Annotated in this window: 24 protein-coding genes; 16 read left to right on the plus strand and 8 right to left on the minus strand. The window is 68.3% G+C overall.

The window, feature by feature from the left end; all coding sequences use genetic code 11:
* Nucleotides 1-22: 22 nt before the first annotated feature.
* The 8 genes from AAD027_RS11955 to AAD027_RS11990 all read left to right on the plus strand — a co-directional run bounded on the left by AAD027_RS11955 (nt 23) and on the right by AAD027_RS11990 (nt 9,339).
* Nucleotides 23-2,200 (plus strand): S46 family peptidase, encoded by a 2,178-nt coding sequence (locus AAD027_RS11955; protein WP_341726247.1) that lies wholly within the window; start codon nt 23-25, stop codon nt 2,198-2,200.
* Between the two features lie 198 nt (nt 2,201-2,398).
* Nucleotides 2,399-3,043, plus strand: coding sequence for a histidine phosphatase family protein (locus AAD027_RS11960; protein ID WP_341726248.1), 645 nt, complete (start codon nt 2,399-2,401; stop codon nt 3,041-3,043).
* Between the two features lie 31 nt (nt 3,044-3,074).
* Nucleotides 3,075-3,941 (plus strand): energy transducer TonB, encoded by an 867-nt coding sequence (locus AAD027_RS11965; protein WP_341726249.1) that lies wholly within the window; start codon nt 3,075-3,077, stop codon nt 3,939-3,941.
* A complete protein-coding gene (locus tag AAD027_RS11970) occupies nt 3,941-5,341 on the plus strand; it encodes a bifunctional folylpolyglutamate synthase/dihydrofolate synthase (protein WP_341726250.1) in 1,401 nt (466 codons plus the stop codon). Before AAD027_RS11965 ends, AAD027_RS11970 begins: the two co-directional genes overlap by 1 nt.
* A gap of 67 nt (nt 5,342-5,408) precedes the next feature.
* The gene (locus AAD027_RS11975; RefSeq protein ID WP_341726251.1) at nt 5,409-6,389 is read left to right on the plus strand and encodes an SPOR domain-containing protein; all 981 of its coding nucleotides are present in this window, start codon (nt 5,409-5,411) and stop codon (nt 6,387-6,389) included.
* A 43-nt stretch (nt 6,390-6,432) separates the two neighbouring features.
* A complete protein-coding gene (locus tag AAD027_RS11980; RefSeq protein WP_341726252.1) occupies nt 6,433-7,041 on the plus strand; it encodes a CvpA family protein in 609 nt (202 codons plus the stop codon).
* 7 nt (nt 7,042-7,048) lie between these two features.
* Nucleotides 7,049-8,521, plus strand: coding sequence for an amidophosphoribosyltransferase (gene purF / locus AAD027_RS11985; RefSeq protein WP_341726253.1), 1,473 nt, complete (start codon nt 7,049-7,051; stop codon nt 8,519-8,521).
* A 17-nt stretch (nt 8,522-8,538) separates the two neighbouring features.
* Nucleotides 8,539-9,339 (plus strand): ferritin-like domain-containing protein, encoded by an 801-nt coding sequence (locus tag AAD027_RS11990; protein WP_341726254.1) that lies wholly within the window; start codon nt 8,539-8,541, stop codon nt 9,337-9,339.
* A 131-nt stretch (nt 9,340-9,470) separates the two neighbouring features.
* Here the strand turns inward: AAD027_RS11990 and lpxH are convergent, their stop codons facing one another.
* A complete protein-coding gene (gene lpxH / locus AAD027_RS11995; RefSeq protein WP_341726255.1) occupies nt 9,471-10,208 on the minus strand; it encodes a UDP-2,3-diacylglucosamine diphosphatase in 738 nt (245 codons plus the stop codon).
* 44 nt (nt 10,209-10,252) lie between these two features.
* Nucleotides 10,253-10,660, minus strand: coding sequence for a DUF2000 family protein (locus AAD027_RS12000; protein ID WP_341726256.1), 408 nt, complete (start codon nt 10,658-10,660; stop codon nt 10,253-10,255).
* A gap of 33 nt (nt 10,661-10,693) precedes the next feature.
* Here AAD027_RS12000 and AAD027_RS12005 point away from each other — a divergent pair, with 33 nt between their 5' ends.
* The 3 genes from AAD027_RS12005 to AAD027_RS12015 are packed head-to-tail and all read left to right on the plus strand — an operon-like array spanning nt 10,694 to nt 13,514.
* A complete protein-coding gene (locus AAD027_RS12005) occupies nt 10,694-11,575 on the plus strand; it encodes an AraC family transcriptional regulator (protein ID WP_341726257.1) in 882 nt (293 codons plus the stop codon).
* A gap of 30 nt (nt 11,576-11,605) precedes the next feature.
* On the plus strand, nt 11,606-13,012 hold the full coding sequence (gltX, locus tag AAD027_RS12010) for a glutamate--tRNA ligase (RefSeq protein WP_341726258.1): 1,407 nt from the start codon (nt 11,606-11,608) through the stop codon (nt 13,010-13,012).
* Between the two features lie 13 nt (nt 13,013-13,025).
* A complete protein-coding gene (locus tag AAD027_RS12015; RefSeq protein WP_341726259.1) occupies nt 13,026-13,514 on the plus strand; it encodes a transcriptional repressor in 489 nt (162 codons plus the stop codon).
* 179 nt (nt 13,515-13,693) lie between these two features.
* Here the strand turns inward: AAD027_RS12015 and AAD027_RS12020 are convergent, their stop codons facing one another.
* From AAD027_RS12020 to AAD027_RS12030, 3 genes are all read right to left on the minus strand, one after another.
* Nucleotides 13,694-14,938 (minus strand): MFS transporter, encoded by a 1,245-nt coding sequence (locus tag AAD027_RS12020; protein ID WP_341726260.1) that lies wholly within the window; start codon nt 14,936-14,938, stop codon nt 13,694-13,696.
* On the minus strand, nt 14,935-15,378 hold the full coding sequence (locus AAD027_RS12025; protein WP_341726261.1) for a MarR family winged helix-turn-helix transcriptional regulator: 444 nt from the start codon (nt 15,376-15,378) through the stop codon (nt 14,935-14,937). The genes AAD027_RS12020 and AAD027_RS12025 overlap by 4 nt, the downstream gene beginning before the upstream one ends.
* Nucleotides 15,379-15,662: 284 nt before the next feature.
* Nucleotides 15,663-17,828 (minus strand): TonB-dependent receptor, encoded by a 2,166-nt coding sequence (locus AAD027_RS12030; protein ID WP_341726262.1) that lies wholly within the window; start codon nt 17,826-17,828, stop codon nt 15,663-15,665.
* A 103-nt stretch (nt 17,829-17,931) separates the two neighbouring features.
* Between AAD027_RS12030 and AAD027_RS12035 the strand changes: the two genes are divergently transcribed.
* A complete protein-coding gene (locus tag AAD027_RS12035) occupies nt 17,932-18,339 on the plus strand; it encodes a MerC domain-containing protein (RefSeq protein WP_341726263.1) in 408 nt (135 codons plus the stop codon).
* 175 nt (nt 18,340-18,514) lie between these two features.
* A complete protein-coding gene (locus AAD027_RS12040) occupies nt 18,515-18,691 on the plus strand; it encodes a 30S ribosomal protein THX (RefSeq protein ID WP_341726264.1) in 177 nt (58 codons plus the stop codon).
* Nucleotides 18,692-18,832: 141 nt separating this feature from the next.
* Here AAD027_RS12040 and AAD027_RS12045 read toward each other — a convergent pair whose 3' ends face one another.
* Complete coding sequence (locus tag AAD027_RS12045) at nt 18,833-19,429, minus strand: TetR/AcrR family transcriptional regulator (protein WP_341726265.1); 597 nt, start codon at nt 19,427-19,429, stop codon at nt 18,833-18,835.
* A 180-nt stretch (nt 19,430-19,609) separates the two neighbouring features.
* Here AAD027_RS12045 and AAD027_RS12050 point away from each other — a divergent pair, with 180 nt between their 5' ends.
* Entirely contained in the window at nt 19,610-22,210 is a 2,601-nt protein-coding gene (locus AAD027_RS12050) for a TonB-dependent receptor (protein ID WP_341726266.1), read from the plus strand.
* Nucleotides 22,211-22,231: 21 nt separating this feature from the next.
* Entirely contained in the window at nt 22,232-23,359 is a 1,128-nt protein-coding gene (locus AAD027_RS12055; protein WP_341726267.1) for a tyrosine-protein phosphatase, read from the plus strand.
* Between the two features lie 130 nt (nt 23,360-23,489).
* Here the strand turns inward: AAD027_RS12055 and hutI are convergent, their stop codons facing one another.
* Together hutI and AAD027_RS12065 are read right to left on the minus strand one after the other, a co-directional pair.
* Nucleotides 23,490-24,725, minus strand: coding sequence for an imidazolonepropionase (gene hutI, locus AAD027_RS12060; RefSeq protein WP_341726268.1), 1,236 nt, complete (start codon nt 24,723-24,725; stop codon nt 23,490-23,492).
* Nucleotides 24,718-24,918: a hypothetical protein gene (locus AAD027_RS12065; protein WP_341726269.1), complete on the minus strand. Its 201-nt coding sequence runs from the start codon at nt 24,916-24,918 to the stop codon at nt 24,718-24,720. Before AAD027_RS12065 ends, hutI begins: the two co-directional genes overlap by 8 nt.
* Nucleotides 24,919-24,981: 63 nt before the next feature.
* Between AAD027_RS12065 and AAD027_RS12070 the strand changes: the two genes are divergently transcribed.
* The gene (locus tag AAD027_RS12070; protein ID WP_341726476.1) at nt 24,982-26,244 is read left to right on the plus strand and encodes a formimidoylglutamate deiminase; all 1,263 of its coding nucleotides are present in this window, start codon (nt 24,982-24,984) and stop codon (nt 26,242-26,244) included.
* Nucleotides 26,245-26,353 lie beyond the last annotated feature (109 nt).

Here is a 26,353-nt window from a genome sequence, read left to right on the forward strand (position 1 = left end):
CTTGCCTGCCTTGGGGATATCGATGCGTCTCAACCTGCTTGCCGCTTCCATGGCGATTCCGTTCGCCGCGCTGGCTTCGGCCGCTGCCAGTCCCGCCCACGCCGGCGAAGGCATGTGGGTGCCTCAGCAACTGCCGGAGATCGCCGGCCTGTTGGAGAAGGCCGGACTGAAGCTGTCGCCGCAGCAGCTGTCCGACCTGACCGGCGATCCGATGGGCGCGGTGGTGGCACTGGGCGGTTGCACCGCCAGTTTCGTATCGCCCAATGGCCTGGTGATCACCAACCACCATTGCGCCTACGGCGCGATCCAGCTGAACTCCACGCCGGAGAACAACCTGATCAGGAACGGCTTCAACGCGCCCACGCTGGCCGATGAAGTCAGCGCCGGCCCCAACGCGCGCGTGTTCGTGCTGGACGAAATCACCGATGTCACGCAGGAGGCGCGCGCCGCCATCGCGTCCGCCGGCGACGACGCGCTGGCCCGCACCCGGGCGCTGGAAGCGTTCGAGAAAAAGCTCATCGCCGACTGCGAATCCGAAGCCGGGTTCCGCTGCCGCCTGTACAGCTTCTCTGGCGGCAACACCTATCGCCTGTTCAAGAACCTGGAAATCAGGGACGTGCGCCTGGCCTACGCGCCTCCGGGCAGCGTGGGCAAGTACGGCGGCGACATCGACAACTGGATGTGGCCGCGGCACACCGGCGACTTCGCGTTCTACCGCGCCTACGTGGGCAAGGACGGCAAGCCGGCGGCGTTCTCCGCAGACAACGTGCTGTACCGGCCGAAGCACTGGCTGAAGTTCGCCGACCAGCCGCTCGGCGCGGACGACTTCGTGATGGTGGCCGGCTATCCCGGCTCCACCAACCGCTATGCGCTGGCCGCCGAGTTCGACAACACGGCCGCGTGGACGTACCCGACCATCGCGCGGCACTACAAGAACCTGATCGCCCTGGTGGGCGAGGCGGGCAAGAAGGACCCGGACATCCAGGTCAAGTACGCCAGCACCATGGCCGGCTGGAACAATACCAGCAAGAACTACGACGGCCAGCTGGAAGGCTTCAGGCGCATCGACGCCGCCGGCCAGAAACACGCGCAGGAAGCGGCCGTGCTGACCTGGCTCGAGGGGCAGGGCGAGAAGGGGGAGACGGCGCTGGCCGCGCACGCCCGGTTGATCGCCCTGCTGGAACAGGGCAAGGCCACCCGCGAACGCGACATCACGCTGGCCCAGTTCAACAACACCGCCGTGCTCGGCGTGGCCACGCAGCTCTACCGCCTGTCCATCGAGCGCGAGAAGCCCGACGCCGAGCGCGAATCCGGCTACCAGGAACGCGACCTGCCGGCCATCGAGGGCGGCCTGAAGCAACTCGAACGCCGCTACGTTCCCGCGATGGACCGCCAGTTGCAGGAATACTGGTTGAACGAATACCTGAAGCTGCCGGCCGCGCAGCGCGTGGCGGCCGTCGACCAGTGGCTGGGCGGCAACGATGCCGCCGCGGTGAAGCGCGCGCTGGACCGCCTGGCCGGCACCCGGCTGGGCGGCACCGAGGAGCGGCTGAAGTGGTTCGCCGCCGACCGCAAGGCGTTCGAGTCCAGCGACGACCCGGCCATCCGGTACGCCGTCGCCGTGATGCCCACGCTGCTGACGCTGGAGCAGGAGCGCAAGACGCGCGCCGGCGAGAACCTGGCCGCGCGCCCGGTCTACCTGCAGGCGCTGGCGGACTACAAGAAGAGCCAGGGCGAGTTCGTCTATCCGGACGCCAACCTGTCGCTGCGCATCACCTTCGGCAACGTCATGGGTTACGCGCCCAGGGACGGCGTGGAATACACCCCCTTCACCACGCTGGAGGGCGTGGTCGCCAAGGAAACCGGGCAGGACCCGTTCGATTCGCCGAAGGCGCTGCTCGACGCCGTCGCCGCCAAGCGCTACGGCGGGCTGGAGGACAAGCGCCTCGGCTCGGTGCCGGTGAACTATCTGTCCAACCTGGACATCACCGGCGGCAACTCCGGCTCACCGGTGCTGGACGCGCACGGCAAGCTGGTCGGCCTGGCCTTCGACGGCAACTGGGAGTCGGTCAGCTCCAACTGGGTGTTCGATCCCACCATGACCCGCATGATCGCCGTGGACGGCCGCTACGTGCGCTGGATCATGCAGGAGGTCTATCCGGCGCCGCAGTTGCTGGAGGAAATGAACATCGCGAAATAATCCGCGGAACGGTGCCGGGCCCGGGATTCCGGTTCCCGGGCTCCGGTTTCCGGATCCGCGTCGAGATCATGGCGCATGGCGATGCGTTGGATATCCGGGCGCTTGGGGCTTGTCGCGGCGCGGTATCATCCGTTCCCGTCCTCGTTTCCGGCTGCCGGAATCCGACATGGACACGTCTCACATTACCGGAACCGACGCATGCGCATCCTGCTTGCCCGCCATGGCGAAACGCCGTGGAACGCCGAAGGCCGCTATCAGGGCCAGATCGACATCCCACTGTCCCCCGTGGGCGAGGCACAGGCCACGGCACTGGGCCAGCGGCTGAAGGACGTGCGGATCGACCGCGCCGTCGCATCGCCGCTGTCGCGCGCGCTCGACACCGCGCGTTTCGCATTGGGCGATACGCGCGCCAGCCTGTTGACCACCGATGCCGATCTGCAGGAAATCGCCCACGGCGAGTGGGAGGGCCTGCTGGCCAGCGAGATCCAGGACAAGGACCCCGCCCGCCTGCTGGCCTGGCGGGAGGAACCCGACACTGTGCTGATGCCGGGCGGCGAATCGCTGCGGCAGGTGCTGGACCGGTCGTGGCGCGGACTGGTGCGCGCCAGCGAAGGGCTGGGCGACGCCGACACGCTGCTGGTGGTGGCGCACGATGCGGTCAACCGCGTCCTGCTGTGCCGCATCCTGGGCCTGCCCATCGCCAAGCTGTGGACCTTCCGCCAGGCGCCGACCACGCTCAACCTGCTGGAAGGCCCGGACGTGGACCGCCTGGAAGTGGTGCGCCTGAACGACTGCGCCCACCACACGCCGTTCTTCGGCGAGGCGAAGCATCGGGCGTTGTGAGTCGCACGGGTGCCATCGTGACGGAGGCATGATGAAGCGTGGTGTCGGCCGCTCGATCCTGGCGTGGGCTCTGGGCGTATGGCTGCTGCTGTCGCAGCCTGCGTTGCAGGCCAGCCTGCCACCGGGTGGTGGCAGTGTGGACGATCGAGGCTTCGAAGCGCCCGACGAGTTCGCGTCTCCCATCGACATGACGGCACCGCCTTATCCCAAGGACATGGCTTGGCAGGGTGTCGGCGGCATGGTGGTGCTGATCGTCACCATCGATGCCGAGGGGCGAGTGGTGGACCAGCAGATCGAGAAGCCCTCGCCAAGCGCGCAGCTCAACCAAGCGGCGCTCGAGGGCTCCCGCGCGTGGAGCTTCACGCCCGCCCGGAAGCAGGGAAAGCCCATCGCATCGCGCGCACGCGTGCCGGTCGACTTCAAGATTCCGCCGGAATATGCCGTGGATCGCGTGACCGGCAGGCCCCGTGACGCTCACTTCATGGAGCGCCGCAGTGACGTGGCGGAGCCACCGGCCGTCGATGCGGATGGAATGTTGCCGGGCTTCGTACCCGACGCGTATCCGATCGGCGTTGCCTCGGTCGCGGCCGCGCAGTCGATGCTGGAACGTTTCGCCTTCCGTGAGCGCGATGCCGTGCCGGGCGTGATCAGCGAATACATCCTGCGCGACGAGGAAGGATTGAGTTACTGGAACGTCGCACAAGCGCCGGGAATGCCATCGGCCGTCGTGCGCCGTCGACTGGTCGGCAACGACACGATGAGTTGGTACGTCGGCAGCATACTGTGCGAGGGCGAGCCGTCCGCCTGCGATGCCCTGCGCGAACAGATCCGCTCGGGGGCGCAGGACCAGCCACGCTTGCCGCGCCGGCCCGCGTTGCCTCCGCTGAAGAACCCCTGATGAACATCTCGCCTGGCGCCGGCTTGCATCGGTGGCTTTCCTACATCGAACAGCAACACCCCAAGTCCATCGACATGGGCCTGGAGCGCGTGCGCGACGTCGCCGTGCGCATGGGACTGGGCAAGCCCGCCACGCAGGTGATCACCGTCGGCGGCACCAACGGCAAGGGTTCCACCGTGGCCTTCATCGAGGCCATCGCGCGCGCAGCCGGGTGGAAAGTGGGTACGTACACGTCGCCGCACCTGCTGCGCTACAACGAGCGCGTGCGGATCGATGGCGCGGAGGCGGACGACGCGGCGCTGGTCGAAGCCTTCGAGGCCGTGGAAGCCGCAAGATCGAGCCCCTCTCCCGCCGGGAGAGGGGTTGGGGAGAGGGGTGAACGGAGCCAGCGTGTTCCAGATCGCGATGCAACACCATCCCCACCCGACCCTCCCCTTGAAGGGGAAGGCTCGGGCATCCCGCTGACCTATTTCGAATTCGGCACGCTGGCCGCGCTGTGGCTGTTCGAACACGCCAATCTCGACCTGGCGGTGCTGGAAGTCGGCCTGGGCGGGCGCTTGGACGCGGTGAACCTGGTGGATGCGGACGTCACCGTCATCACCACGGTCGACATCGACCACACTGACTGGCTGGGCGAGGACCGCGAAGCCATCGGCTTCGAGAAGGCGGGCATCGCGCGGCCGTGGAAGCCGCTGGTGCTCGGCGAGGTGGATTCGCCGTCCAGCGTGTTGCGCCATGCCTATGCCATCGGCGCGAACGCGCTTCGCCTGGGCAGCGATTTCTTCCACGAATCCATCGATGCGCAGCGCTGGCGGTGGCGCGAGGTCGGCACCGAACTGGAACTGCCGCAGCCCGCGCTGTCGGCTCCCGCGCAGCGGGCCAATGCCGCCACCGCCATCGCGGCGTTGCGCGCGCTGCCGGAAGGCGAGATTCCCGTGGCCGCCTTCGCGCGGGGCATCGCGCACGCATCGCTGCCCGGACGCCTGCAACGCCTGGTGCACGATGGCGTGGATGTCGTGGTCGATGTGGGCCACAACCCGCAGGCGGCGCGCGAGTTGGCGGCCTGGCTGGAGTCACAGTCCACCGGCGGCACGACGCGCGCGGTGTTCGCCGCGCTGGCCGACAAGGACGTGGTGGGCGTGGTCAACGCGTTCGCGGCTCAATCGTTGCAGTGGCATCTGGCCGGTCTGGAAGCGGAAGCCGGGGCCCGCGCGCAGAGCGCGAACCAGCTGGCACAGCGCCTGACGGAAACAGCGGCGGCCGACGGCATGTCACACGCCACCGTGCGGGAAGCTCTCACGGCCGCACTGTCCGCATCACGCCCGGGCGACCGCGTGCTGGTGTTCGGCTCGTTCCATACCGTCGCCGAGGCGTTGGTCGCATTGCATTCAGGTCCATGAGCTGCCGGTGCGGGCGCGCGCCGTATAATCGCAACGGCATTCCCGCCGCATCGTGCCGTGGATCTGGATGGATACTGCTCTGAAACAGCGCTTGATTGGCGCCATCGTGCTGGTCGCGCTGGCCGTCATCTTCCTGCCGATGCTGATCAAGGGACCCGCGCCCGACAGCGGCGTTTCCGATGTGCCGCTGGCCGTGCCGCCGGCCCCCGACGGCCAGTACGAAACCCGCGAGCTGCCACTGGTCACCCCCGGCAGCGTCCCCGCAGGCGGCGCGGTCGGCCTGGAGGGCCAGGGCGCCGCGCCGACGACGCCCGATACGACGGCGGCCACCCGTAATGCGATGCAGCCCGCGGCCACGGCGGGCGGCGACTATGCGGTCAGCTTCGGCGCGTATGCCACCCAGTCCGATGCCGATGCGGTGATGGCGCGGCTGAGGCAGGCCCAACTGCCCGGCTTCATCGAACCGGCCACCATCAACGGCAAGTCCGCTTTCCGCGTGCGCGTGGGTCCCTACGCGGATCGCGCCGCGGCTGAAGCCGCGCGCCTGCAGGCGGTGCAGGTCCGCAGCGACGTCAATGCGCAGGTGGTCACGCTGGATGCGGCGGCACCCGCGGCTTCCGCGCCTGTCGCGGCGGCACCCGCACCCACGGTCGCCACCCCGCCGCCCGCGGAAACCGCCAAGCCAGCGCCCAAGCCCGCCACCCCGGTGGCCGCGGCGCCCAAGCCTGCCGAAACCAGGCCCGTCGAAACCAGGCCGGCACCGGTCGCCACCGCCCCCAAACCCGCCGAAACACCGAAGCCGGCGGCTTCCAGCGTGGGGTTTGCCGTGCAACTGGGCGCGTTCTCCAACGCGGCCGATGCCAACGCGCTGCGCGACCGTGTGCGCGGCGGCGGATTCAGCGCCTTCGTCGAACAGGTGCGCACCGACAAGGGCACGCTGAACCGCGTGCGCGTGGGGCCGGTGGCCAGCCGCGCCGATGCCGACCGGCTGAAGGCGCAGGTGGCGGCCAAGTTCGGCATCGACGGCATGGTCCGTCCGCATCCTTGAGCGGTCCGGGCGGCGCGTTCCTACCTGTCGGGCGGACGGGCGCGTGAGCCTGCTGGACCTGGCGCTGCTGGCCATCATCGGTGTGTCGGCCTTGTTCGGGCTGATGCGTGGCTTCGTCGGCGTGATCGTTTCCATCGCGGCCTGGCTGCTGGCCGGCTGGGCCGCGTTCCACTTCGGCGCGGAAACCGCGCGCTGGATGTCCAGCGATGGCCTGCCGACCGCCAGCGAACTGCTGGGCGGGTACGCCCTGAGTTTCATCGCGGTGATGCTGTTCGTCGGCCTCGTCGGCTGGGTGGTCAGGCAACTGGTCAAGACGGTGGGCCTGTCGGGCCTGGATCGCGTGCTGGGACTGGCGCTGGGGTTGGTGCGCGGGGCGGTCGTGGCCTGCGTCCTGGTGCTGCTGATGGGATTCACGCAGCTGCCGCGCGAGCCGGAATGGCGGCAATCGCCGGTGATTCCGGTGCTTTTGCCCGGCGCCCAGTGGCTCAGCATGTGGCTGCCGGAATGGACCGTGCAGGAACTGGACTTTGGCAATGGCGTCCCGGCGGGCGATAATGTGCGCCTGCCATCCTTGCCCCGCCCGCTGGAAGACAGCGGCGCCCCGCAGGATTCCGTCTCCCCGCCAGCTTCGCCCCAGTCGAAACCGGAGTAGGTCAACCATGTGCGGCATCGTCGGTATCGTCGGCAACCAGAATGTTGCCGGCCAGCTCTATGACGGGCTGACCGTCCTCCAACACCGCGGCCAGGACGCGGCCGGCATCGCCACCGCCGACGGCACGCGCCTGCGCGTGCACAAGGACAACGGGCTGGTGCGCGACGTCTTCAACCCCAAGGCGATGAGCGTGCTGGAAGGCCGCGTGGGCATCGCTCACTGCCGCTACCCGACCGCCGGCTCCGAAGGCATGGACGAGGCGCAGCCGTTCTACGTCAATTCGCCCTACGGCATCGCGCTGGCGCACAACGGCAACCTGATCAACACCGAGGCGCTGCGCCAGGACGTGTTCGCGCAGGACCGCCGCAACATCAACACCGATTCGGACAGCGAAGTGCTGCTCAACGTGTTCGCGCACGAGCTGGACCTGCAGCGCACGCTGAGCCCGGAAACGGCGATCCGCGCGGTCGCCGGCGTGCATCGCCGCGTGCGCGGCGGCTACGCGGTGGTCAGCGTGGTGCTGGGCCTGGGCCTGGTGGCGTTCCGCGACCCGCACGGCATCCGCCCGCTGGTGCTGGGCAAGCGCGAGCACAACGAAGGCACCGAGTACATCGTGGCCTCCGAGTCCGCCGCGCTGGACATCCTGGGCTTCGCGCGCATGCGCGACGTGCAGCCGGGCGAGGCCATCGTCATCACCGCGCGCGGCGAGCTGTTCAGCGAGATCGTCGCCGAGCCGCAGCAGCACGCGCCGTGCATCTTCGAGTACGTGTACTTCGCGCGCCCGGACTCGATGATCGACAACGTGTCGGTGCACAAGGCGCGCATGCGCATGGGCGTGAAGCTGGGCGAGAAGATCCTGCGGCTGCGCCCGGACCACGACATCGACACCATCATCCCGATCCCGGACACCTCGCGCGACGCCGCGCTGGAGATCTCCAACGTGCTGGGCGTGAAGTACCGCGAAGGGTTCATCAAGAACCGCTACGTCGGCCGTACCTTCATCATGCCGGGGCAGGGCGAGCGCGTTAAGTCGGTGCGCCGCAAGCTGAACCCGATCAACCTGGAATTCCGCAACCGCGTGGTGCTGCTGGTGGACGACTCCATCGTGCGCGGCACCACCTCCAAGCAGATCGTGCAGATGGCGCGCGACGCCGGCGCGCGCAAGGTCTACCTGGCCAGCGCCGCGCCGCCGGTGCGCCATCCCAACATCTACGGCATCGACATGCCGGCCGCCGACGAACTGGTGGCCAACGAGCGCAGCATCGAGGAGATCGAGAAGCTGCTGGGCTGCGACTGGCTGATCTACCAGGACCTGGAAGACCTGGAAGCGGCGGTGCGCGAAGGCAATCCGGGCCTGACCCGCTTCGACTCGTCCTGCTTCGACGGCAAGTACGTCACCGGCATCGAGACGGGGTATTTCGAGCGCATCGAGCAGATGCGTTCGGACGAAGCCAAGCGCAAGCGCCGCGTTTCGGGCTGAGGCCCGCGCGATCGGCCATGACCACGTTGTTCGAGGCCGCGCGCGCTTGCCTGGATGCGGCCTCGGTCGACGACAAGGTGGCGCTGACGCAACGGTACGCGGCGGCCTTCGCACGTGGCGAATTGACGGTTCCCGCCGACGCGCCGGCACCGGAGCCGATCCGCATGCCCGGCCGCCCGGGAAAACCGACGCTGGTGCATCCGCGCGAACTGCCGCGCCGCGGGCTGGGCAGCGTGCAGGGCAGGGCGGCGTTCATCCACGCCATCGCCCATATCGAGCTGAACGCCATCGACCTGGCCTGGGACGCGGCGTACCGCTTCCGCGGCCTGCCGCCGGCGTTCCATGCCGACTGGGTCAGCGTGGCCAACGACGAGTCGCGCCACTTCGTGTTGCTGCGCGACCGCCTGCGCGAGCTGGGCCACGACTACGGCGACTTCGACGCGCACAACGGCCTGTGGGAAATGACCGAAAAGACCGCGCACGATGGCCTCGCCCGCATGGCGCTGGTGCCGCGCGTGCTGGAAGCCCGCGGCCTCGATGTCACGCCCGGGATGATCGTCAAGCTGCGCGAACTGGGCGACCACGCTACCGTCGGCATCCTGGAACTGATCCTGCGCGAGGAGGTTGCCCACGTGGCGGCCGGTTCGCGCTGGTTCCGCTGGTATTGCGAACGCGCCGGCGTGGATCCGCGCGCGCGCTTCCGCGAACTGCTGAAGGAATACGCCGGCGGCTACCTGCATGGCCCCTTCAACATCGAAGCCCGCCTGCTGGCCGGCTTCGACGAAGATGAACTGGCGGCGTTGCAGGCAGAGAGCTGACGCCCCTGTAGGAGCGGCTTCGGCCGCGACCGGAATATCCAGGCATTCGGTAACCATGCATGAATCGAATCCGATCCGTGTCGGATGCTGTGGAATCCGCGGTCGCGGCTGAAGCCGCTCCTACAGCACCGTCACAGGCTTTCCAGCTTCACGCCGTCCGCATCCACGCGCAGCACCGATCCCTGCTCATACCAGTCCCCCAGCACGATGCGCCGGCAGGCGCGGCCGTTCACGGTCAGATCGTGGATGGCGGGGCGGTGGGTATGGCCGTGGATCATCGTGTCGATGCCGAACTGCGCGAAGGTGCTTTCGACCGTGGCCGGCGTCACGTCGGTGAGCGTCTCGAACTTCGCCTGGTCGTTCTGCTTCATGCCGCCCTGGTGCGCCTGGCTGGCCGCGCGCGCCTGCGCGGCGAAGGCCAGCCGGGCCGCCAGCGGCTGCGACAGGAACTGCTGCTGCCATGCCGGATTGCGGGTCTGCGCGCGGAACGCCTGGTAGGCGGTGTCGCCGGCGCACAGCAGGTCGCCGTGCATCAGCATCGCCGGCTTGCCGTACAGCACCACCACCGCCGGGTCCGGCAGGATGCGCATGCCGCACCTGCGAGCGAAATCCCGCCCCAGCAGGAAGTCGCGATTGCCGCGGATGAAGAAGACGGGCACGCCGGCATCCACCACTTCGCGGATGCGGTCCGCGACATAGGCGCCGGTGTCGGACGGGTCGTCATCGCCCACCCAGGCTTCGAACAGATCGCCCAGGATGTAGAGCGCATCGGCCTGCTGCGCTTCGCGCTGCATGAACGCGCCGAACAGTTCGGTGATCGCCGGCCGGCTGGCGTCCAGATGCAGGTCGGAGATGAAGAGGGTCGCCATCGGCCCATTGTAAGGGAGCCGCGCCGGCGGCGAGGCGCGCGCGTTCAGCGATGCAGGGACGCGCCACGCGTGATCTTGTCGACCTGTTTCCTGCCGGCCCGCAGGCCGATGCCGACGACGCGGGCATCGTCGACGGAATGGCGTGCGAACACCGCGCGGTTGTCGCGGTCGTTGCCGGTGGCGAACATGTCGTCGACGTAGAGCGAGCAGACGATCCCTTTCTCCAGCACGCGCCGGTGGATCGCGACCAGCGTGTCGGCGTCCGCCGACAGGACGATGACGGGCTGGACCGGCAGGCGGTTGTAGCGCACGCCGGTGGCGTCCACGTAGGGCTCGCCCAGCAGGTCGGGGAACTGGCCCGCCAGCCCGCCGGACAGGAACGCGGTGACGTTCAGCGCCTGCCAGGGGGCCAGGTCGTCGCGCAGGATCAGTGCTATCTTCGAGTCGGACATCGGCCATGCGCCGGCAGTGGAGAGGCCTCGAGGGTGGAGCTTCGGACGGACCCCGGTCTTGAACGTTCGTGCGGGCCGGCGCGCGCCGGCCGCATCACCGCCCGTCCGCTGGCGCCGGGCGTCGAGTGCATCGACGCGCGTTTCTTCGGCAATGCGTTCTCGCCGCACCGGCACGACACCTACGCCGTCGGCATGACCCTGGGCGGCGTGCAGGCGTTCCGCTATCGCGGCGTCCGCCGCGCGAGCCTGCCGGGCAACGTCATCGTGCTGCACCCGGACGAGGAGCACGACGGCGGCGCCGGCAGCGACGACGGGCTGCACTACCGCATGCTCTACCTCGACGCGGCCGTGCTGCGCGAAGCGCTGGGCGACCAGGCGCGCGGCCTGCCGTTCGTGAGCGAACCGGTGCTCCCGGCGCCGGCGTTCCGCCGCGTCGTGGCCGATGCGGTGGCCTTGATGGACGACCGTCCCGACGAACTGCGCCTGAACGACGCACTGGCGCGGCTGGCGCATCAGATGGCGCGACACGCCGGACTGCGCCTGCACGCGCCGGGTACGGTCGCGGTGCGGGCCGGACATCGCGCCCGCGACTACCTGCTGGCGCACATGGACCGCACGGTGCGTTCCGCCGAACTGGAGCGCGTCACGGGACTGGACCGCTTCGAACTGAGCCGCCATTTCCGCGCGCTCTTCGCGACCAGCCCGCATCGCTTCCTGCTGATGCGCAGGCTCGAACGGGCACGCCGCCTGATCGCGGAGGGCGGACGGCTGGCCGATGTGGCGGCGGCGACGGGGTTCGCCGACCAGAGCCACCTGAACCGCCATTTCCGCAAGGCGTTCGGCATGCCGCCCGGTCGCTGGGCGGCGCTGGCAGGCGGCCGGGGCGGGCCAGGACCGACGGCGGGGCCGGGTTAGAATTACGGGATTCCGTTCCCCGAGTTTCCCATGACCTGCCGCACCCGCTTCGCCCCCAGTCCCACCGGCTACCTGCACATCGGCGGCGCCCGCACGGCGCTGTACTGCTGGCTGGAGGCGCGCCACCGCGGCGGCGATTTCATCCTGCGCATCGAGGACACCGACCGTGAGCGCAGCACGCAGGCGGCCATCGACGCCATCCTGCAGGCGATGGACTGGCTGGGGCTGGACTACGACGAAGGCCCGATCTACCAGACCGACCGTGTGCACCGTTATCGCGAAGTGGCCGAACAACTGGTCGCCGCCGGCAAGGCGTACTACGCCTACGAGACCAAGGAAGAGCTCGACGCGATGCGCGAGGCGGCGATGGCCAGGCAGGAGAAGCCGCGCTACGACGGCCGCGCGCGCGAGCTGAACCTGCCGTACCGCGACGATCCCAACCGCGTCATCCGCTTCAAGAATCCCATTGGCGGCAGCGTGGTGTTCGAGGACCGCATCAAGGGCCGCATCGAGATCAGCAACGGCGAACTGGATGACATGGTGATCTTCCGCCCGGACGGCTATCCCACCTACAACTTCGCGGTGGTGGTGGACGACTGGGACATGGGCATCACCGACGTGATCCGTGGCGACGACCACATCAACAACACGCCGCGCCAGATCAACATCTACGAAGCGCTGGGCGCGCCGGTGCCGAAGTTCGCGCACATGCCGATGATCCTGGACCCGGAAGGCGCCAAGCTGTCCAAGCGCACCGGTGCCGCCGACGTGATGCAGTACAGACAGGCCGGCTATCTGCCGCATGCGCTGATCAACTACCTGGCGCGCCTGGGCTGGTCCCACGGCGACCAGGAAATCTTCAGCCGGCAGGAACTGATCGACCTGTTTTCGGTGGAGGACGTGAATTCCAAGGCCGCGCGCCTGGACATGGACAAGCTGGGCTGGGTGAACCAGCACTACCTGAAGACCGACGACCCGGCCAGCATCGCACCGGCGCTGGAAGAGCAGTTGCAGGCACACGGCGTGGACCTGTCGAAAGGCCCGAAGCCCGCCGACGTGGTGATCGCCCTGCGCGACCGCGTGCAGACGCTGAAGGACATGGCCGAGCGCGCGGTGGTCTGGTTCCAGCCGCTGGAAACCTACGACGAGGCCGCCGTCGCCAAGCACCTGACCGCCGCCGCGCAGGCGCCGCTGGCGAAGGCGCGCGAGCTGCTGGCGCAGGCGTCCGCGTGGACGGTGGAATCCGTATCCGCCGCGCTGCACGATGCCGCCGCCGCGCTGGAAATCGGCATGGGCAAGGTGGCCCAGCCGTTGCGCGTGGCCATCACCGGGACCCAGGTCAGCCCGGACATCTCGCAGACGGTGTACCTAGCCGGCCGCGACGAGGCCTTGAAACGGATCGATGCAGCGCTTATCAAGACAGGCAAGGCCGCCTGATCCCGGAGTGCCCATGTCGACTTCCCACGCCTGCACCGATCCCAAGCACCACGTCCACGACGCCCAGGCGTTCGTGGTGGCGGTGGAGCGTGCCTGCCAGGAACGCGGCCTGCGCCTGACGCCCATCCGCGCACGCGTGCTGGAACTGATCGCCGAGGCCGGCAAGCCGGTGAAGGCGTACGACCTGCTGGAGTGGGTGCGGGCGAAGAAGGGGGTGGGCGCCGATGCGCCGCCGACGGTCTACCGCGCGCTCGATTTCCTGATGGCGAACGGCTTCGTCCACAAACTGGAATCGGTCAACGCTTTCGTCGCTTGCCATCACCCCAACAGCGCGCAGCACTCGGTGCCGTTCCTGATCTGCGACCGCTGCCACAGCGCGGTGGAACTGGAGGACCGCGAAGTCGTCACCCAACTGGAACAGCGCGCCAAGGCGCTGGGCTTCCAGCCGCAAGCGCAGACGCTGGAAGTGCACGGCCTCTGCGGCCGCTGCGCCGCGGCGTAACCGCCCTGTAGGAGCGGCTTCAGCCGCGACCGCGGGAAAACAGCCTCCATTGGCCACGGATTGACGCGGATTTTCTCGGATATAAGGCGAATCGCTTTATCCGCGTTCATCCGCGTCAATCCGTGGCTTGATGATTTCTTGAATCCACGGTCGCGGCTGAAGCCGCTCCTACAGGTATGTCAGGCCGGCGCCAGCGCCACCTTCGGGGATTTCTCGCGGATCGGCACATGCGCCACCGCGGCGATGACCGCCAGCGCCATGTCGCCGTACCACATCCAGCTGTAGTCGCCGGACTTCTCAAGCGCGATGCCACCCAGCCAGGCGCCGAAGAAGCCGCCCAACTGGTGCGACAGCAGCGTCAGGCCGAACAGCGTGCCCAGGTAACGCGGTCCGAACAGTTTGCCCACCAGTCCTGCCGTCGGCGGCACCGTGGCCAGCCAGGTGAAACCCAGCGCGGCGGCGAAGACGTAGAAGGTCAACGGCGTGGGCGGCGCCATCAGGTACAGGGCGATCATGACCGCGCGACTGGCGTACATCACCGCCAGGATCCACTTCATCCGGTAGCGCTGTCCCAACGCACCGGCCGCCAGGCTGCCGGCCACGTTGAACAGGCCGATCAGCGCGATGGAAACCGCGGACACGCTGGCCGGCAAGCCGCACAGCGCGATCTCGCCGGGCAAGTGCGTGACCAGGAACGCGATGTGCACGCCGCAGGTGAAGAAGCCGATGTGCAGCATCCAGTAGCTGCGGTCGCGCAGGGCGATGGAAATCTGCTGGCGCAGAGTGATGTCGCCGATCGCCGAGGCGGGTGCGCCGGCAGCGTGGGTGAGCGCTGTTTTACGCCGCAGCGGCCAGGCCAGCGGTATCGCCAGCAGCGACGCCACGGCCAGCGTGTACATCGCCGATGCCCAGCCGGCCACGCTGATCACCAGTTGCACGATGGGCGCGAACACGAACTGTCCCAGCGAGCCGCCCGCATTGATGAAGCCGGCCGCGAACGAACGCTTTTCCGGCGCAAGTTGTTGCGCGGTGGCGCCGATCAGGATCGAGAAGCTGCCCGCGCCCGCGCCGGCCGCCGTCAGCAGGCCCAGCGTGAACATCAACCCCCACTGCGACGGCATCAGCGGGGTAAGCCCCAGCCCCAGCGCCAGCAGCAGGCCGCCGAACACCAGCACGCCGGTGGAACCGCGCTTGTCGGCGATGGCGCCGAAGATGGGTTGCACCGCGCCCCAGGTGAACTGCCCGATGGCCAGCGCGAAACTGATGGCGGCGATACCGATGCCCGTGCTCTGGTGGATCGGCGCGACGAACAGGCCGGTCGTCTGCCGTGCGCCCATCGTGATCATCAGCATGCCGGCGGCGGCCAGCAGCAGGCCCCAGTGCATGCGCGGCGGCGAAGCGGCGTTCGTATCCGTGGCGCTCATGCGGCGTCTCCCAGATGCTGGCGTAGCAGGTCGTCGAGATGATCGAGATCGGCGTGCAGGCGCGCGATGCCGCTCGCGCCCAGCATGCGGTCGATCGTCTTCTGCGCGCGCCGCCACAACGGGCGCGCGCTCGCCAGCCGCTGGCGGCCTTCATCGGTCAAGGCGATCAGGCGCTGGCGCGCATCGTGGCCGCGTACCGATTCCAGCAGGTCGGCATCGATCAACGGCGAAAGGTTGCGGGACAGGGTGGTGCGGTCCATGCCCAGCTCGTCGGCCAGGCTGCCCAGCGTGCGGGCTTCCCGCTCCGTGCGACGCAGGATCGAATACTGGTTCAGGCTCAGGCCGACCGCCGCCAGTTCATGGTCGTACAACTGGGTGACGCGCCGGCTGGCGCGGCGCAGCCGGAAGCAGGTGCAGACGCTGGGGGTGGGGTTGTCCATGCGGACGGCTCGAGAGGCGGGTGACTAGTATGTGTATATACACCTATTCCGTGTCAAGAAGCACACCGCGATCGCATAAACCCGGCCCCCGTCATCCCGGCGCAGGCCGGGACCCAGTGTCTCTGCTGTTGCTTGGCTACGGATCACTGCGACCGGAATGGAAGTCGCTGGGTCCCGGCCTGCGCCGGGATGACGAGCCGAGTCGAGCGGGAAGATGGCGTGCGCCATGCGCACGCCTGCCCGCAGGGAGCTTGCGCCCGTGAGCGGAGCGCTCGCTACGACCGTCAGAAGTACGCGCGGATGCCGAAGGCCACGCCGCGGCCCGGCAACGGCGCGTAGTCGCGCAGCAGCGAGGTGTGCGGGCGGGCTTCCTCGTCGGTCAGATTGCTGCCGTCCAGGAACACTTCCCAGCTCGAGGCCGTGCGGTCCCAGCGGTAGGCCAGGTGCGCATCCACCAGCGTGTAGCCATCGCTGGGTTCCTCGTTCTGCGCCACGTCGTCCTGCTTGCTGTAACGCACCGCGCCCACCGACGCGCGCCAGCCGCCCAACGACCAGCCCAGGTCGGCGCCGAAGCGCATCGGCGCGATGCGCGGCAGGTAACCGCCTTGCGCGATCTCTGCTTCGTAACCGTGGGCGTGGTCGCCGTGCGGCACTTCGAAGGCGACGGTACGCGTGCCGCTGCCATCCAGTTTGGCCCGCACATAGTCGCCGAACAGGCGCAGGTCCCACGCGCCGCTGGCGCTGTCGGCCAGCCGGATCTTGGCTTCCGCTTCGGCGCCGGTGAACGTGGCGTCGCTCTGCGTCCACAGCCGCACCGGGAAGCCTTCCTCCTCCACATCGGTGTCGGCCAGGTAGATGAAGTCGCTGAACTCCGTCCGGTACAGCGCCAGCTTCAGGTCCACGCGGTCGGTATGCCAATGCGCGCCGATTTCCGCGCGCGCGCCTTTCTCGGTGTCCAGCGCCTCATCGCCGATCTCGATGGACTGCGTGGCCACGTGCGTGCCGCCGGCGAACAGCTCCTCGTTGGTCGGCGCGCGCTCGGAGCGATCCAGCCCGAAGCGCAGATCGAAGCCATCGCTCAGGCGCCAGATCGCCGCGGCGGACAGGTTGATCGCGTCGAAATCGCGCGACGCGCGCCCTTCCGGCCTGAGTTCCACATGGTCGTAGCGGCCGCCCAGCTCCAGCTTCCACGGGCCGAAATCCTTCTCCTGCACGACGAACACGCCCAGGTTGTCGGTGGTGGTGGAGGGCACGAAGGCCTCTTCGCCGACCGCACCGAAATCGGTGCTGCCGAACTGCAGGCCGAACGCGCCACGCCAGCCGTTCCGGTCCTTCTGCACCGCTTCCAGGCGCGCGTCGTAGCCCTTGTTGGTGAAGCGCGTGGCCGGCAGGCCGTCTTCCAGTTCGACGTGCTCGTAGTCGTTCCACGCCGCGCGCAGGTTGATGCTCTGCAGGAAGGACACCGGGTCGTAGATGCCGGCCTTCAGGTCCAGGCGGTTCTGCACCATGTCGATGCGCACCGGGCCTTCTTCCTCGTGGCCCTCCTCGTCGTGGTCATCGTCGTCGTCGTCATGGTCGTGGTCGTCGTCGCCGTGCACGTGCGCGCCGGAGGGGATGCCGTAGTTGGTGCGGTACGTGCTGGCGGCCAGGCCGAAGTAGCCGCCTTCGCCCAGCCACGTCGCGCCGATGGCGCCGGCGCGCGTCCTCACCGAACTGTTGGGAAGGATGCCGTTGGGCTGTTCCTCTTCCTCGTGGTCATCATGGTCCCCGTCTTCCTCGTGGTCGTCGTGCAGGGCCGCCACACCCGGGATGTCGTAGTCGTGGGTGTTGCGCACCAGGCCATCCACGTGCAGCACCCAGTTGCCGTTCACGCCGTCCAGCCGGAACATGCCGCTGCGCTCGTCGTTGACCGTGTTGCCGCGCACCTCCGCGCGGCCGCTCAGCGGTTCGTCGGGAATCGTGTCGGCCAAACGGCCGTCGACCACGTTCACCGCGCCGCCGATGGCGCCGCTGCCGAACAGCAGGGTGGCCGGCCCCTTCAGCACTTCGATCTGGTCGGCCAGGAACGGCTCGATGCTGACCGCGTGGTCGGCGCTGACGGTGGAGGCGTCCATCGAACCGATGCCGCCGGACAGCACCTGCACGCGCGGGCCTTCCTGGCCGCGGATGATCGGCCGGCCCACGCCGGTGCCGAAATACGTGGTCTGCACGCCGGGCAGCTTGGCGATGGTCTCGCCCAGCGTGCCGGCCTTGGTCCTGTCCAGCGCCTCGCCGTACAGCACTTCGACCGGGGTGGCGACGGATTCGGCATTGCCTTTCAGCGGCGAGGCGGTGACGACCACGGCGTCCAGGTCGGTGGCGCCGGCGTCGTTGGCGAAGGCGGTCGGCGACAGCAGCGCAAGGGCCAGGGCACTGGCCAGCAGGTGGGGGGAAGGCAGGGAGCGGCGCATCGATTCCATGGGGTGCGGGTTCACTCATTGAGGGGAGGGGATTGATGTTATAATATACCAATGGTGACAATATAACCCTCCCAGAAGTCATACTTCCTCTCTCATGAAGTCCACCTTCCGCGCCCTGCTGGACCGTTTCGCCGCCGCCGGGTCATTGATCTGCGCGGTGCACTGCGCCGTGATACCGCTGTTGCTGGCGGCCGTTCCCTCGCTGGGCCTGTCCGTCTGGCTGGGCGATGGCTTCGAGCAGGCGTTCGTGGTGTTCGTCACCGTGCTGGGCCTGTTCAGCCTGGTCTGGGGCTATCGTCGCCACCGCGCCTTCCGCGCCCTGGGCATGCTGCTGTTCGGCCTGCTGGCCCTGTGGGCCGGCGTGCTGTATGCCCCCCTGCACGAGTCGGTGGTGCCGCACGCCATCGTGATGACCGTGGGCGGCATGCTGGTGGGGCTGGCGCACCTGCTGAACCTGCGCCTGAACCACTGGCACGTCCACGACGCCAGTTGCGCCCACTGACCCGGGAATCCTTGCCCCGAGGGTGCGGCAATCCCCGGAAACAGCGTCCCGACAGGGCTTTGCGGCCCCCGCTGTGATAGGCTTTGCGCCTTCGCGCAGGGCGCAGAGGCAGGCGAACGCCTTCGCAACGGCCCATATCCCTGGGCGGACTTTTCAATGAATCAGGAGAACTACGATGGGCAAGGGTGATCGCAAGACGGCCAAGGGCAAGCGCTACGTGTCGAGCTACGGCAACGCGCGCAAGCACGCCGTCGCCAAGGCGGGCGTGGCCGCTACCGCCACCGCCAAGAAGTCGGTCGTGAAGGCGCCGGCCAAGAAGGCCGTGGCCAAGAAGGCCGTCGCCAAGGCGTAAGCCTTCCACGTTCCGGCCCGGCCGGCAGCGTACGCAAGACCCCGGCCCCTGCCGGGGTTTTTTATGGGCTTCTGTCCGCGCCCATGGAGCAATGCACCAACCGGGCTTCGCCCCGCCGCGAGTTTCCCGCTGCCGGCGTGCTCAGTCGCCGAGCACCAGCGGCATCATGCGTTCGAGCATGGCGCGCAATATTTCCGGCGGAAGATCGGGTTCGCGCACGGCCCGTATCGCCAATCCTTCGACGATGCAGCTCATCAGCGCCGCGCGCAGCTGGGCGTCCTCATCCGACGTCCGACGCCCCATCTCGGCATCGCGGCGATGGAACCAGGCCATGAGCGCCTGGCGGTTCTGCTGTTCGGAGCGCCGCAGCGCATCGGCCACGATCGGGTCGCGCAGGCTTTCGGCCGCGATTTCGCCGTGCAGTCCGGCATGCCACAGCTCGGGATCCCCCTTGGCCCACAACCCATACGCCTGCCCTAAGGCGGCGACGAAATCGGTCGAAGCCTGAAGGCGATCCAGGTTCTCGCGGTTTTCGACCAGTTGCATCTCGATGATGGCCAGGATGATCGCGCGCTTGTTCTCGAAGTAGCGGTAGATCAGGCCCTGGCTGATCCCGGCCTCGGCGGCGATGTCGCTGATCGCCGCAGCGTGGAAGCCGTGCGCGATGAAGCAGCGCTTGGCCGCCTTCAGGATGCGCTGGCGCTGCAACTCGATCCGCTCTCCGGCGGAGTACGACACGGTTTCTGCAGTGGCGGGAGTGGGCACCGGGTAAACGTTCCATCAAGAAGGGCAGGGAGACCGCCCAGACGGGCGGCACCTCAAAAATATCACACTAGTTACAAGTAAATGAACGTTCATTCACTTGTAACAAGGGCGCCCCAGACTGCCGCCTGCCCCCCACGCACCCTTGGAAAACCCATGCGCCATCCTCTCTCCCGCGCCATCGCGCAGGTCCTGCGGCCGCATGCCGCAGCGTTGTTCTCCGTCGCCCTGGTGCCGTCGCTGGTTCTTGCCCAGGAAGCCGATCGACCCAAGGAACTGGACGCCGTCGTCGTCTCCGCGCCGATCGTGTCCTCGCAGTCGCAGTCCATCGAACTCAAGCGCGAAGCCATCGGCGTGGTCGACGCCATCGCCTCCGACACCATTGGCGATTTCCCCGACCAGACCGCCGCCGCCGCCTTGTCGCGCCTGCCCGCGGTCGCCGTGCAGCGCGACCAGGGGCAGGAACGCTACATCCAGGTGCGTGGCGCGCCCTCGCGCTGGACCGCGGTGGCCTTCGACGACATCAACGTGGTCGGCGCCGACGAGAGGATCTTCCGTTTCGACTCGGTACCGGCCGGTCTGATCGATGTGGTGACGGTCAACAAGACCCTGACCCCGTCGATGCCTTCCGAAGCGCTGGCCGGCCGCGTCAACATCGAAACCGTATCGCCCATGAGCAAGCGCGGTTTCAACGGCCAAGTCGGTCTTGGCTACGGTCCGATGGAACTGGGCGACGGCAAGCAGCGCCAGGGCGATGCGCGCCTGTCGTGGAGCAACGACACCTTCGGCATCCTGATCGGCGGTTCCACCTACAGCCGCGATCAGCTGACCGACAACCGCGAGTTCGACTACGACGAAGATGGTGTCCCCACCATGTTCGATTTCCGCAGTTACCAACTCGAACGCGAAACCAACTCGGGCATGCTGAAACTGGAGTGGCGCCCGGCGGAAGGGCACAGCCTGGGCCTGAACTCGCTGTACACCGAGTTCAAGGACCATGAATACCGCAACCAGTACATCTTCGATCTCGGCGGTGCGCTGGGTGGCCAGGCCGGCATCGACAGCGGTTCGCTGGTCGGCGTGCCGGTGAACGCGATGCTGCAGGACGGCAACTACGCCAACTCGGTGTGGACCACGACGCTGAGCGGCGACCATGCGCTGGATACCTGGACCCTGGGCTGGGGCCTGAACTTCACGCGGACCGAGGGCACCACCAACCTGCCGCTGATCCGCCAGATCCAGACCAGCCCGACGCAATTCGTCTCGCTCGACTATGATCGCCGCAATCCGAACCTGCCTGTCCTCGACCTGTACACCACGGTGATGGGCGATGCCGGCTTCGCGCGCGGCACGGCGGTTCGCGATCTCAACCAGGCCGATTTCGGCATGGATCTGCTGATCCCGATCGATATCACCACCGAGGCCGATGCGGTCACCTTCAAGTTCGATGCCTCGCGTGATCTGTCCATCGCCGACGGTGCGCGCCTGAGTCTCGGGGCCCAGATCGACCGGCGCGAGGCCAAGGGCAACACCTTTGGTTCGACCGCCGTCGTCCCCGTGTCGGCGTACGCCGCCGCGCTGGGCCTGCCGTGGGACCTCGATCCGTTCGTGACGGGCAAGCAGTGGATCTCCAGGTTCCCGCGCGGCTTCGGGGTGAACTACGTGGACAACGCCGGCGCGCGCAAGCTGCTGGACCAGACCGTGGCCCGGTTGCAGGCCGCCGGCCTGTACGATCCGGCCGCCGCCATCGACCCGACCTCGAGCTTCGAACTGGACGAAGACATCCAGGCCGCCTACGCGCAGTTGGAAGTGCAGAGCGGAGCGCACCAGTTCCTGGCCGGCGTGCGCGTCGAACGCGCCTCGCTGGAAAGCCGCGGCAACCTGGTCGATGCCGGCGGGACCCGCGTTCCGGTGACGATCGAGCACGACCGTACCGATGTGTTCCCGTCGGTGCACTGGAACATCGACCTGGGCGAGAACCTCAAGCTGCGCAATGCGCTGGTCACTGGCATGGCGCGCCCGGGCTTCGCCGATCTGCGCGCCAGCGTCAGCGTCAACGATATCGATGGCGTGATCGCCGGCGGCAATCCGGGACTGGAGCCGGAACGTGCGTGGGGTTACGACGGCTCGCTGGAATGGTATTTCGCCGAGGCCTCGATCGCCGCGATCAACGTGTTCTACCGCGACGTGAGCGATGTGTTGTTCAGCAGCACTTCCACCGTCGCCGACGACCGCTACGACGCCGCCGGTATCTCGCGCAGGGGCTACGACTACGTCACCACGCTCAATGGCGGCGACGGAAAGCTCACCGGCGTGGAACTGAGCTACCAGCAACCGTTCAAGTTCCTGCCGGGCTGGATGGACGGCTTCGGCGTGCAACTGAATCTGGCCTACATCGATGGCGAATTCGAGGCCGCCGACGGCAGCAAGCATGACTTCAAGGGGACGTCGAAGCAGGTGCTCAACGCCTCTCTGTACTACGAAAAGCATGGCCTTTCCGCTCGCCTGGCCTATCAGTGGCGCGACAAATGGCTCGACGACGTCAGTCTCGATGGCGGCGCCAACACCTACTGGGACGCGACAGAGCAGCTGGACCTGTCGGTGCGCTACGCCATCAACGAGAAAATGAACCTGTTCTTCGACGCCAACAACCTGACTAACGAGCAGGGCCTGCGCTACGAGGGCGACAAGTCGCGTCCGCTGGAGGTGGAAGGTTTCGGCCGCCGCTACATGGCCGGCTTGCGCCTGCGATTCTGAATACACAAGGAGAACGCCCATATGAAGATCCCACATGCCCTGCGACGCAATCTGCTTGCGTTGACCCTGTTCGCGTCGGCGTCGCCAGCGCTGGCCGAGTTGCCACGCGACGTGCAGATCGAACGCCTCGATCCCACCCGGATAGCCGTCGTCTGGACGGGTGCGGCCGTATCCGGCGAGCAGTACCGGGTCACCGTGTCCGATCGCGACGATGCGCCGACGACGAACTCGGCGGTGTCGGTGACGGGCGCTGCCGGTCGTGTCGAACTCGACCACGCCCCGGGCGTGCGCCCCTACGTCCGCGTCGACGATGGCGAGGGCCGTCAAGCCCTGATCGGCGAACGCGTGCTGCCGCTGGAGGGCGGCATCAACTTCCGCGATCTTGGGGGGTACCCGACTTCCGACGGCCGCCAGGTGCGCTGGGGCGCGTTGTTCCGCTCCGGTGCGATGGATACGCTGACCGATGGCGACTACGCCTACCTGCAGGGTCTCGGCATCAAGACCATCTGCGACCTGCGCGCCAGCCAGGAACGCAGCGCCGCGCCGACGCAGAAGGAGCGTATCGCCCCCGGCGCCGACTACGTGTCGTGGGACTACGATCTGGACTTCGATTCCAGCGCGCTGAAGCAGGCCTTCGCCACCGGCGGCGATCCGAAAGAAGCGGCAATCCGGATGATGTCCAGCTTCTACCGCACCATGCCCAGGGAGTTCGCGCCGCGCTACCGTGCGGTCTTCGACGCCTTGAAGGCGGGCGAGGGGCTGCTGTTCAACTGCAGTGCCGGCAAGGACCGCACCGGCCTGCTCGCCGCGCTGGTGCTGACCACGCTGGGCGTGGTCCCGGATGCCGTAGCCGCCGACTATGCGATGTCGCAGCGCGTAGCCAGCCTGCAGAAGCTGCGCCAACGCACCGCCGATCCGACCGGCGAAAAGGCGGAGGACCCAAACGCCGCGTTCTTCGCCAAGCTGCCGCCGGGCGCGGTCGATGCGCTGATGGGCACCGATCCGGTGTACCTGTTCTCGGCGTTCGACCAGATCCGCGCCGACTACGGCTCCATCGACGCTTACATCGAGCGCGAACTGGGTGTCTCCGCCGCCGACCGGTTCGCACTCCAGGCGCGGTATCTGGAGCCGGCTCCGGGAGCGCGCTGAGGCGGGTTCCTCGCTCACGGCGTGCTCGTTCATGGCGGATTGGATGCGCCCATGCATCGGGGCACGAGCAAGGCCTGGTCCCCGCCAGGCTTTGCCTGGATGCCGCAAGGGACGGCAGGCACCGGCGCTTCTATCGCACCGCCTGCCCACCCACATGCACGGCGGTCACCAGATCCCCCCCCAGCCAGTACGCCAACTGAGCCGGCTGGCCGATGCGCCAGCGCACGAAGTCCGCGCGCTGTCCCGGCCGCAACCGGCCACGGTCGTGCAGGCCCAACGCGCGCGCCGCATGCACGGTGGCGCCGCGCAGGGCTTCCTCCGGCGTCAGGCGGAAATGCGTGCAGGCCAGCGACATCGCCAGCCGCAGCGATTGCAGCGGCGAGGTGCCCGGATTGCAGTCGGTGGCGACCGCCATCGGCACGCCATGCCCGCGGAATTCCTCCAGCGGCGGCAGCTTCGTTTCGCGCAGCACGTGGAAGGCGCCCGGCAACAGCACCGCCACGGTACCGGCTTTCGCCATCGCCGCCACGCCGGCGGGCGAGGTGTATTCCACATGGTCGGCCGACAGGCCGCCGAATTCCGCCACCAGCGCGGCGCCTTCGCCATCGCTCAACTGGTCGGCATGCAGTTTCACCGGCAGGCCCAGCGCGCGCGCCGCCTCGAACACCCGCCGCGTCTGCACAAGGCTGAAGCCGATGCGCTCGCAGAACGCGTCCACCGCATCCACCAGTCCCTCGCGATGCAAGGCGGGCAGCCACTCGCAGACAGCCGCGATGTAATCGTCCGCGCGTCCGGCGTATTCCGGCGGCAACGCATGCGCGCCCAGGAAGGTGGTGCGCACGCCGATGCCCAGCGCCTCGCCGATGCGCCGCGCCACGCGCAGCATCTTGCGTTCGTTCTCGAAGTCCAGGCCGTAGCCGGACTTGATCTCCAGCGTGGTCACGCCGTCGTCGCGCAATGTGCGCGCGCGTGGCAGCGACTGCGCCAGCAGTTCGTCCTCGCCGGCCTCGCGGGTGGCGCGCACGGTCGATACGATGCCGCCGCCATTGCGGGCGATCTCTTCGTAGCTGGCGCCTTGCAGTCGCTGCTCGAACTCGCCCGCGCGGTCGCCGGCGAACACCGCGTGCGTATGGCAGTCGATCAGTCCCGGGGTGACCCAGTCGCCGCCGGCGTCGATGACATCGGCTGCCTGCGCGCGCGCATCCGCGGGCAATGCCTGCGCTGGCCCGACGTATTCCAGCACGCCATCGCGCCAGCCCAGTGCGCCGTCCTCGATCGCGCCATAGCCCGCGTCACCGGCCAGCGTGACCAGTCGTGCGTTGACCAGCAGGCCGTCCCAGCCTGTCGAGCCCGCTGCCTCAGTCACCGCCGCCTCCATCGCCACCGCCGTCGCTGCCGCCATCGGCATCGTGGCGGTCGTGCGCGCGGCCACTGTCATGGTCAGTCGCCGAAAAGGCATCGCCCCCGTGCCCCGGCTTGCGCGACTGGGCCCGCAGGGCAGCGAAAACAGCCACCAGGGCGACAAACATGGCCAGCAAGGCGATCGCAACGGCAGTCATGGACGTGTCTTGGAAGGAGCGACGCGGTAGCCTAGCGCACCCATGCCTTCGGCCGTAAGCACCATGCCCGTTCCCGAATCCGCCGTAGCCGCGCCACTGGTCGATGTGCAAGGCGCCGACTGGCGCGTGCCCGGCATCGCCAACCTGCATTCGCATGCGTTCCAGCGGGCGATGGCGGGGCTGGCCGAACGGCAGAGCCATCCGGAAGACAGCTTCTGGACCTGGCGCGAAATCATGTACCGCTTCGCCGCGCGGATGACGCCGGAAAGCACTTACGCCGTCGCCGCGCAGCTGTACGCGGAAATGCTGGAGGCCGGCTACACGACCGTCTGCGAATTCCACTACGTCCACCACCAGCCCGACGGCACGCCGCATGCCGATCCGGCCGCGATGTCGAAGGCGTTGATCGCCGCCGCGCGCGACACCGGCATCCGCCTGACCCTGCTGCCAGTGCTGTACATGGCCGGCGGTTTCGATGGCCGTCCGCTGTCGGCGCGCCAGCAGCGCTTCGGCCACGACGTCGAGGGTTTCCTGCGATTGCTGGATGCACTGGCGCCGTCGCGCGACGACCGCCTGCGCATCGGTTGCGCGTTCCACAGCCTGCGCGCGGTGCCGGAAGCGGCGATGCGCGAGGTGCTGGCCGCGCTGCCGGCCGATGCGCCGGTGCATCTCCATATCGCCGAGCAGGTGGGCGAAGTGCAGGACTGCCTGGCGATCCGCAACGCGCGGCCGGTGGAATGGCTGCTGCGCGAGTTCCCGGTCGATCGCCGCTGGACGCTGGTGCATGCCACCCACCTGACGCCCGAGGAGACGCGTGGCATCGCCGCCAGCGGCGCCACCGTGGCGATCTGCCCGACCACCGAGGCCAACCTGGGCGATGGCCTGTTCCCGCTGCAGGATTACCTGCGCGCCGGCGGCCACTGGGGCATCGGTTCGGATTCGCACGTGTCGGTGTCGCCGGTGGAGGAACTGCGCTGGCTGGAGTACGGCCAGCGCCTGGTCACCCGCCACCGCAACATCGCGGTGGCGCCGGCGTCGCCCAGCGTCGGCGAAACCCTGCTGCGCGGCGTGCTGGCCAGCGCCGCCGATGCGACCGGCTTCGCCGATACGCACGGCGATGCCGTCGTTCTGGACGGCGGCGCGCCCGCGTTCGCGGGTGCAACGGCGGACGATGTCGTCGACCGCTGGATCTTCGCCGGCAACCGCCCGCTGGTGAAGGACGTGCACGTCGCAGGCCGGCAGGTGGTCGGCGATGGCCGGCACGTGGATGGCGAGGCCATTGCGGGCAGGTACCGGGACACCTTGCGGGAGTTGCTGCGGGACTGAGCCGGCAGGAGGTGCCCGCTCGGGCGACCGCCATCGTCCGGATCGCGGGTTTCGTCGCCGGGGTGGCGTCATCCATCGCAAGGCCGCCCGGCGGGACGGCCGCATCGGC

The organism is Pseudoxanthomonas putridarboris (assembly GCF_038321125.1).
GTDB lineage: Bacteria > Pseudomonadota > Gammaproteobacteria > Xanthomonadales > Xanthomonadaceae > Pseudoxanthomonas_A > Pseudoxanthomonas_A putridarboris.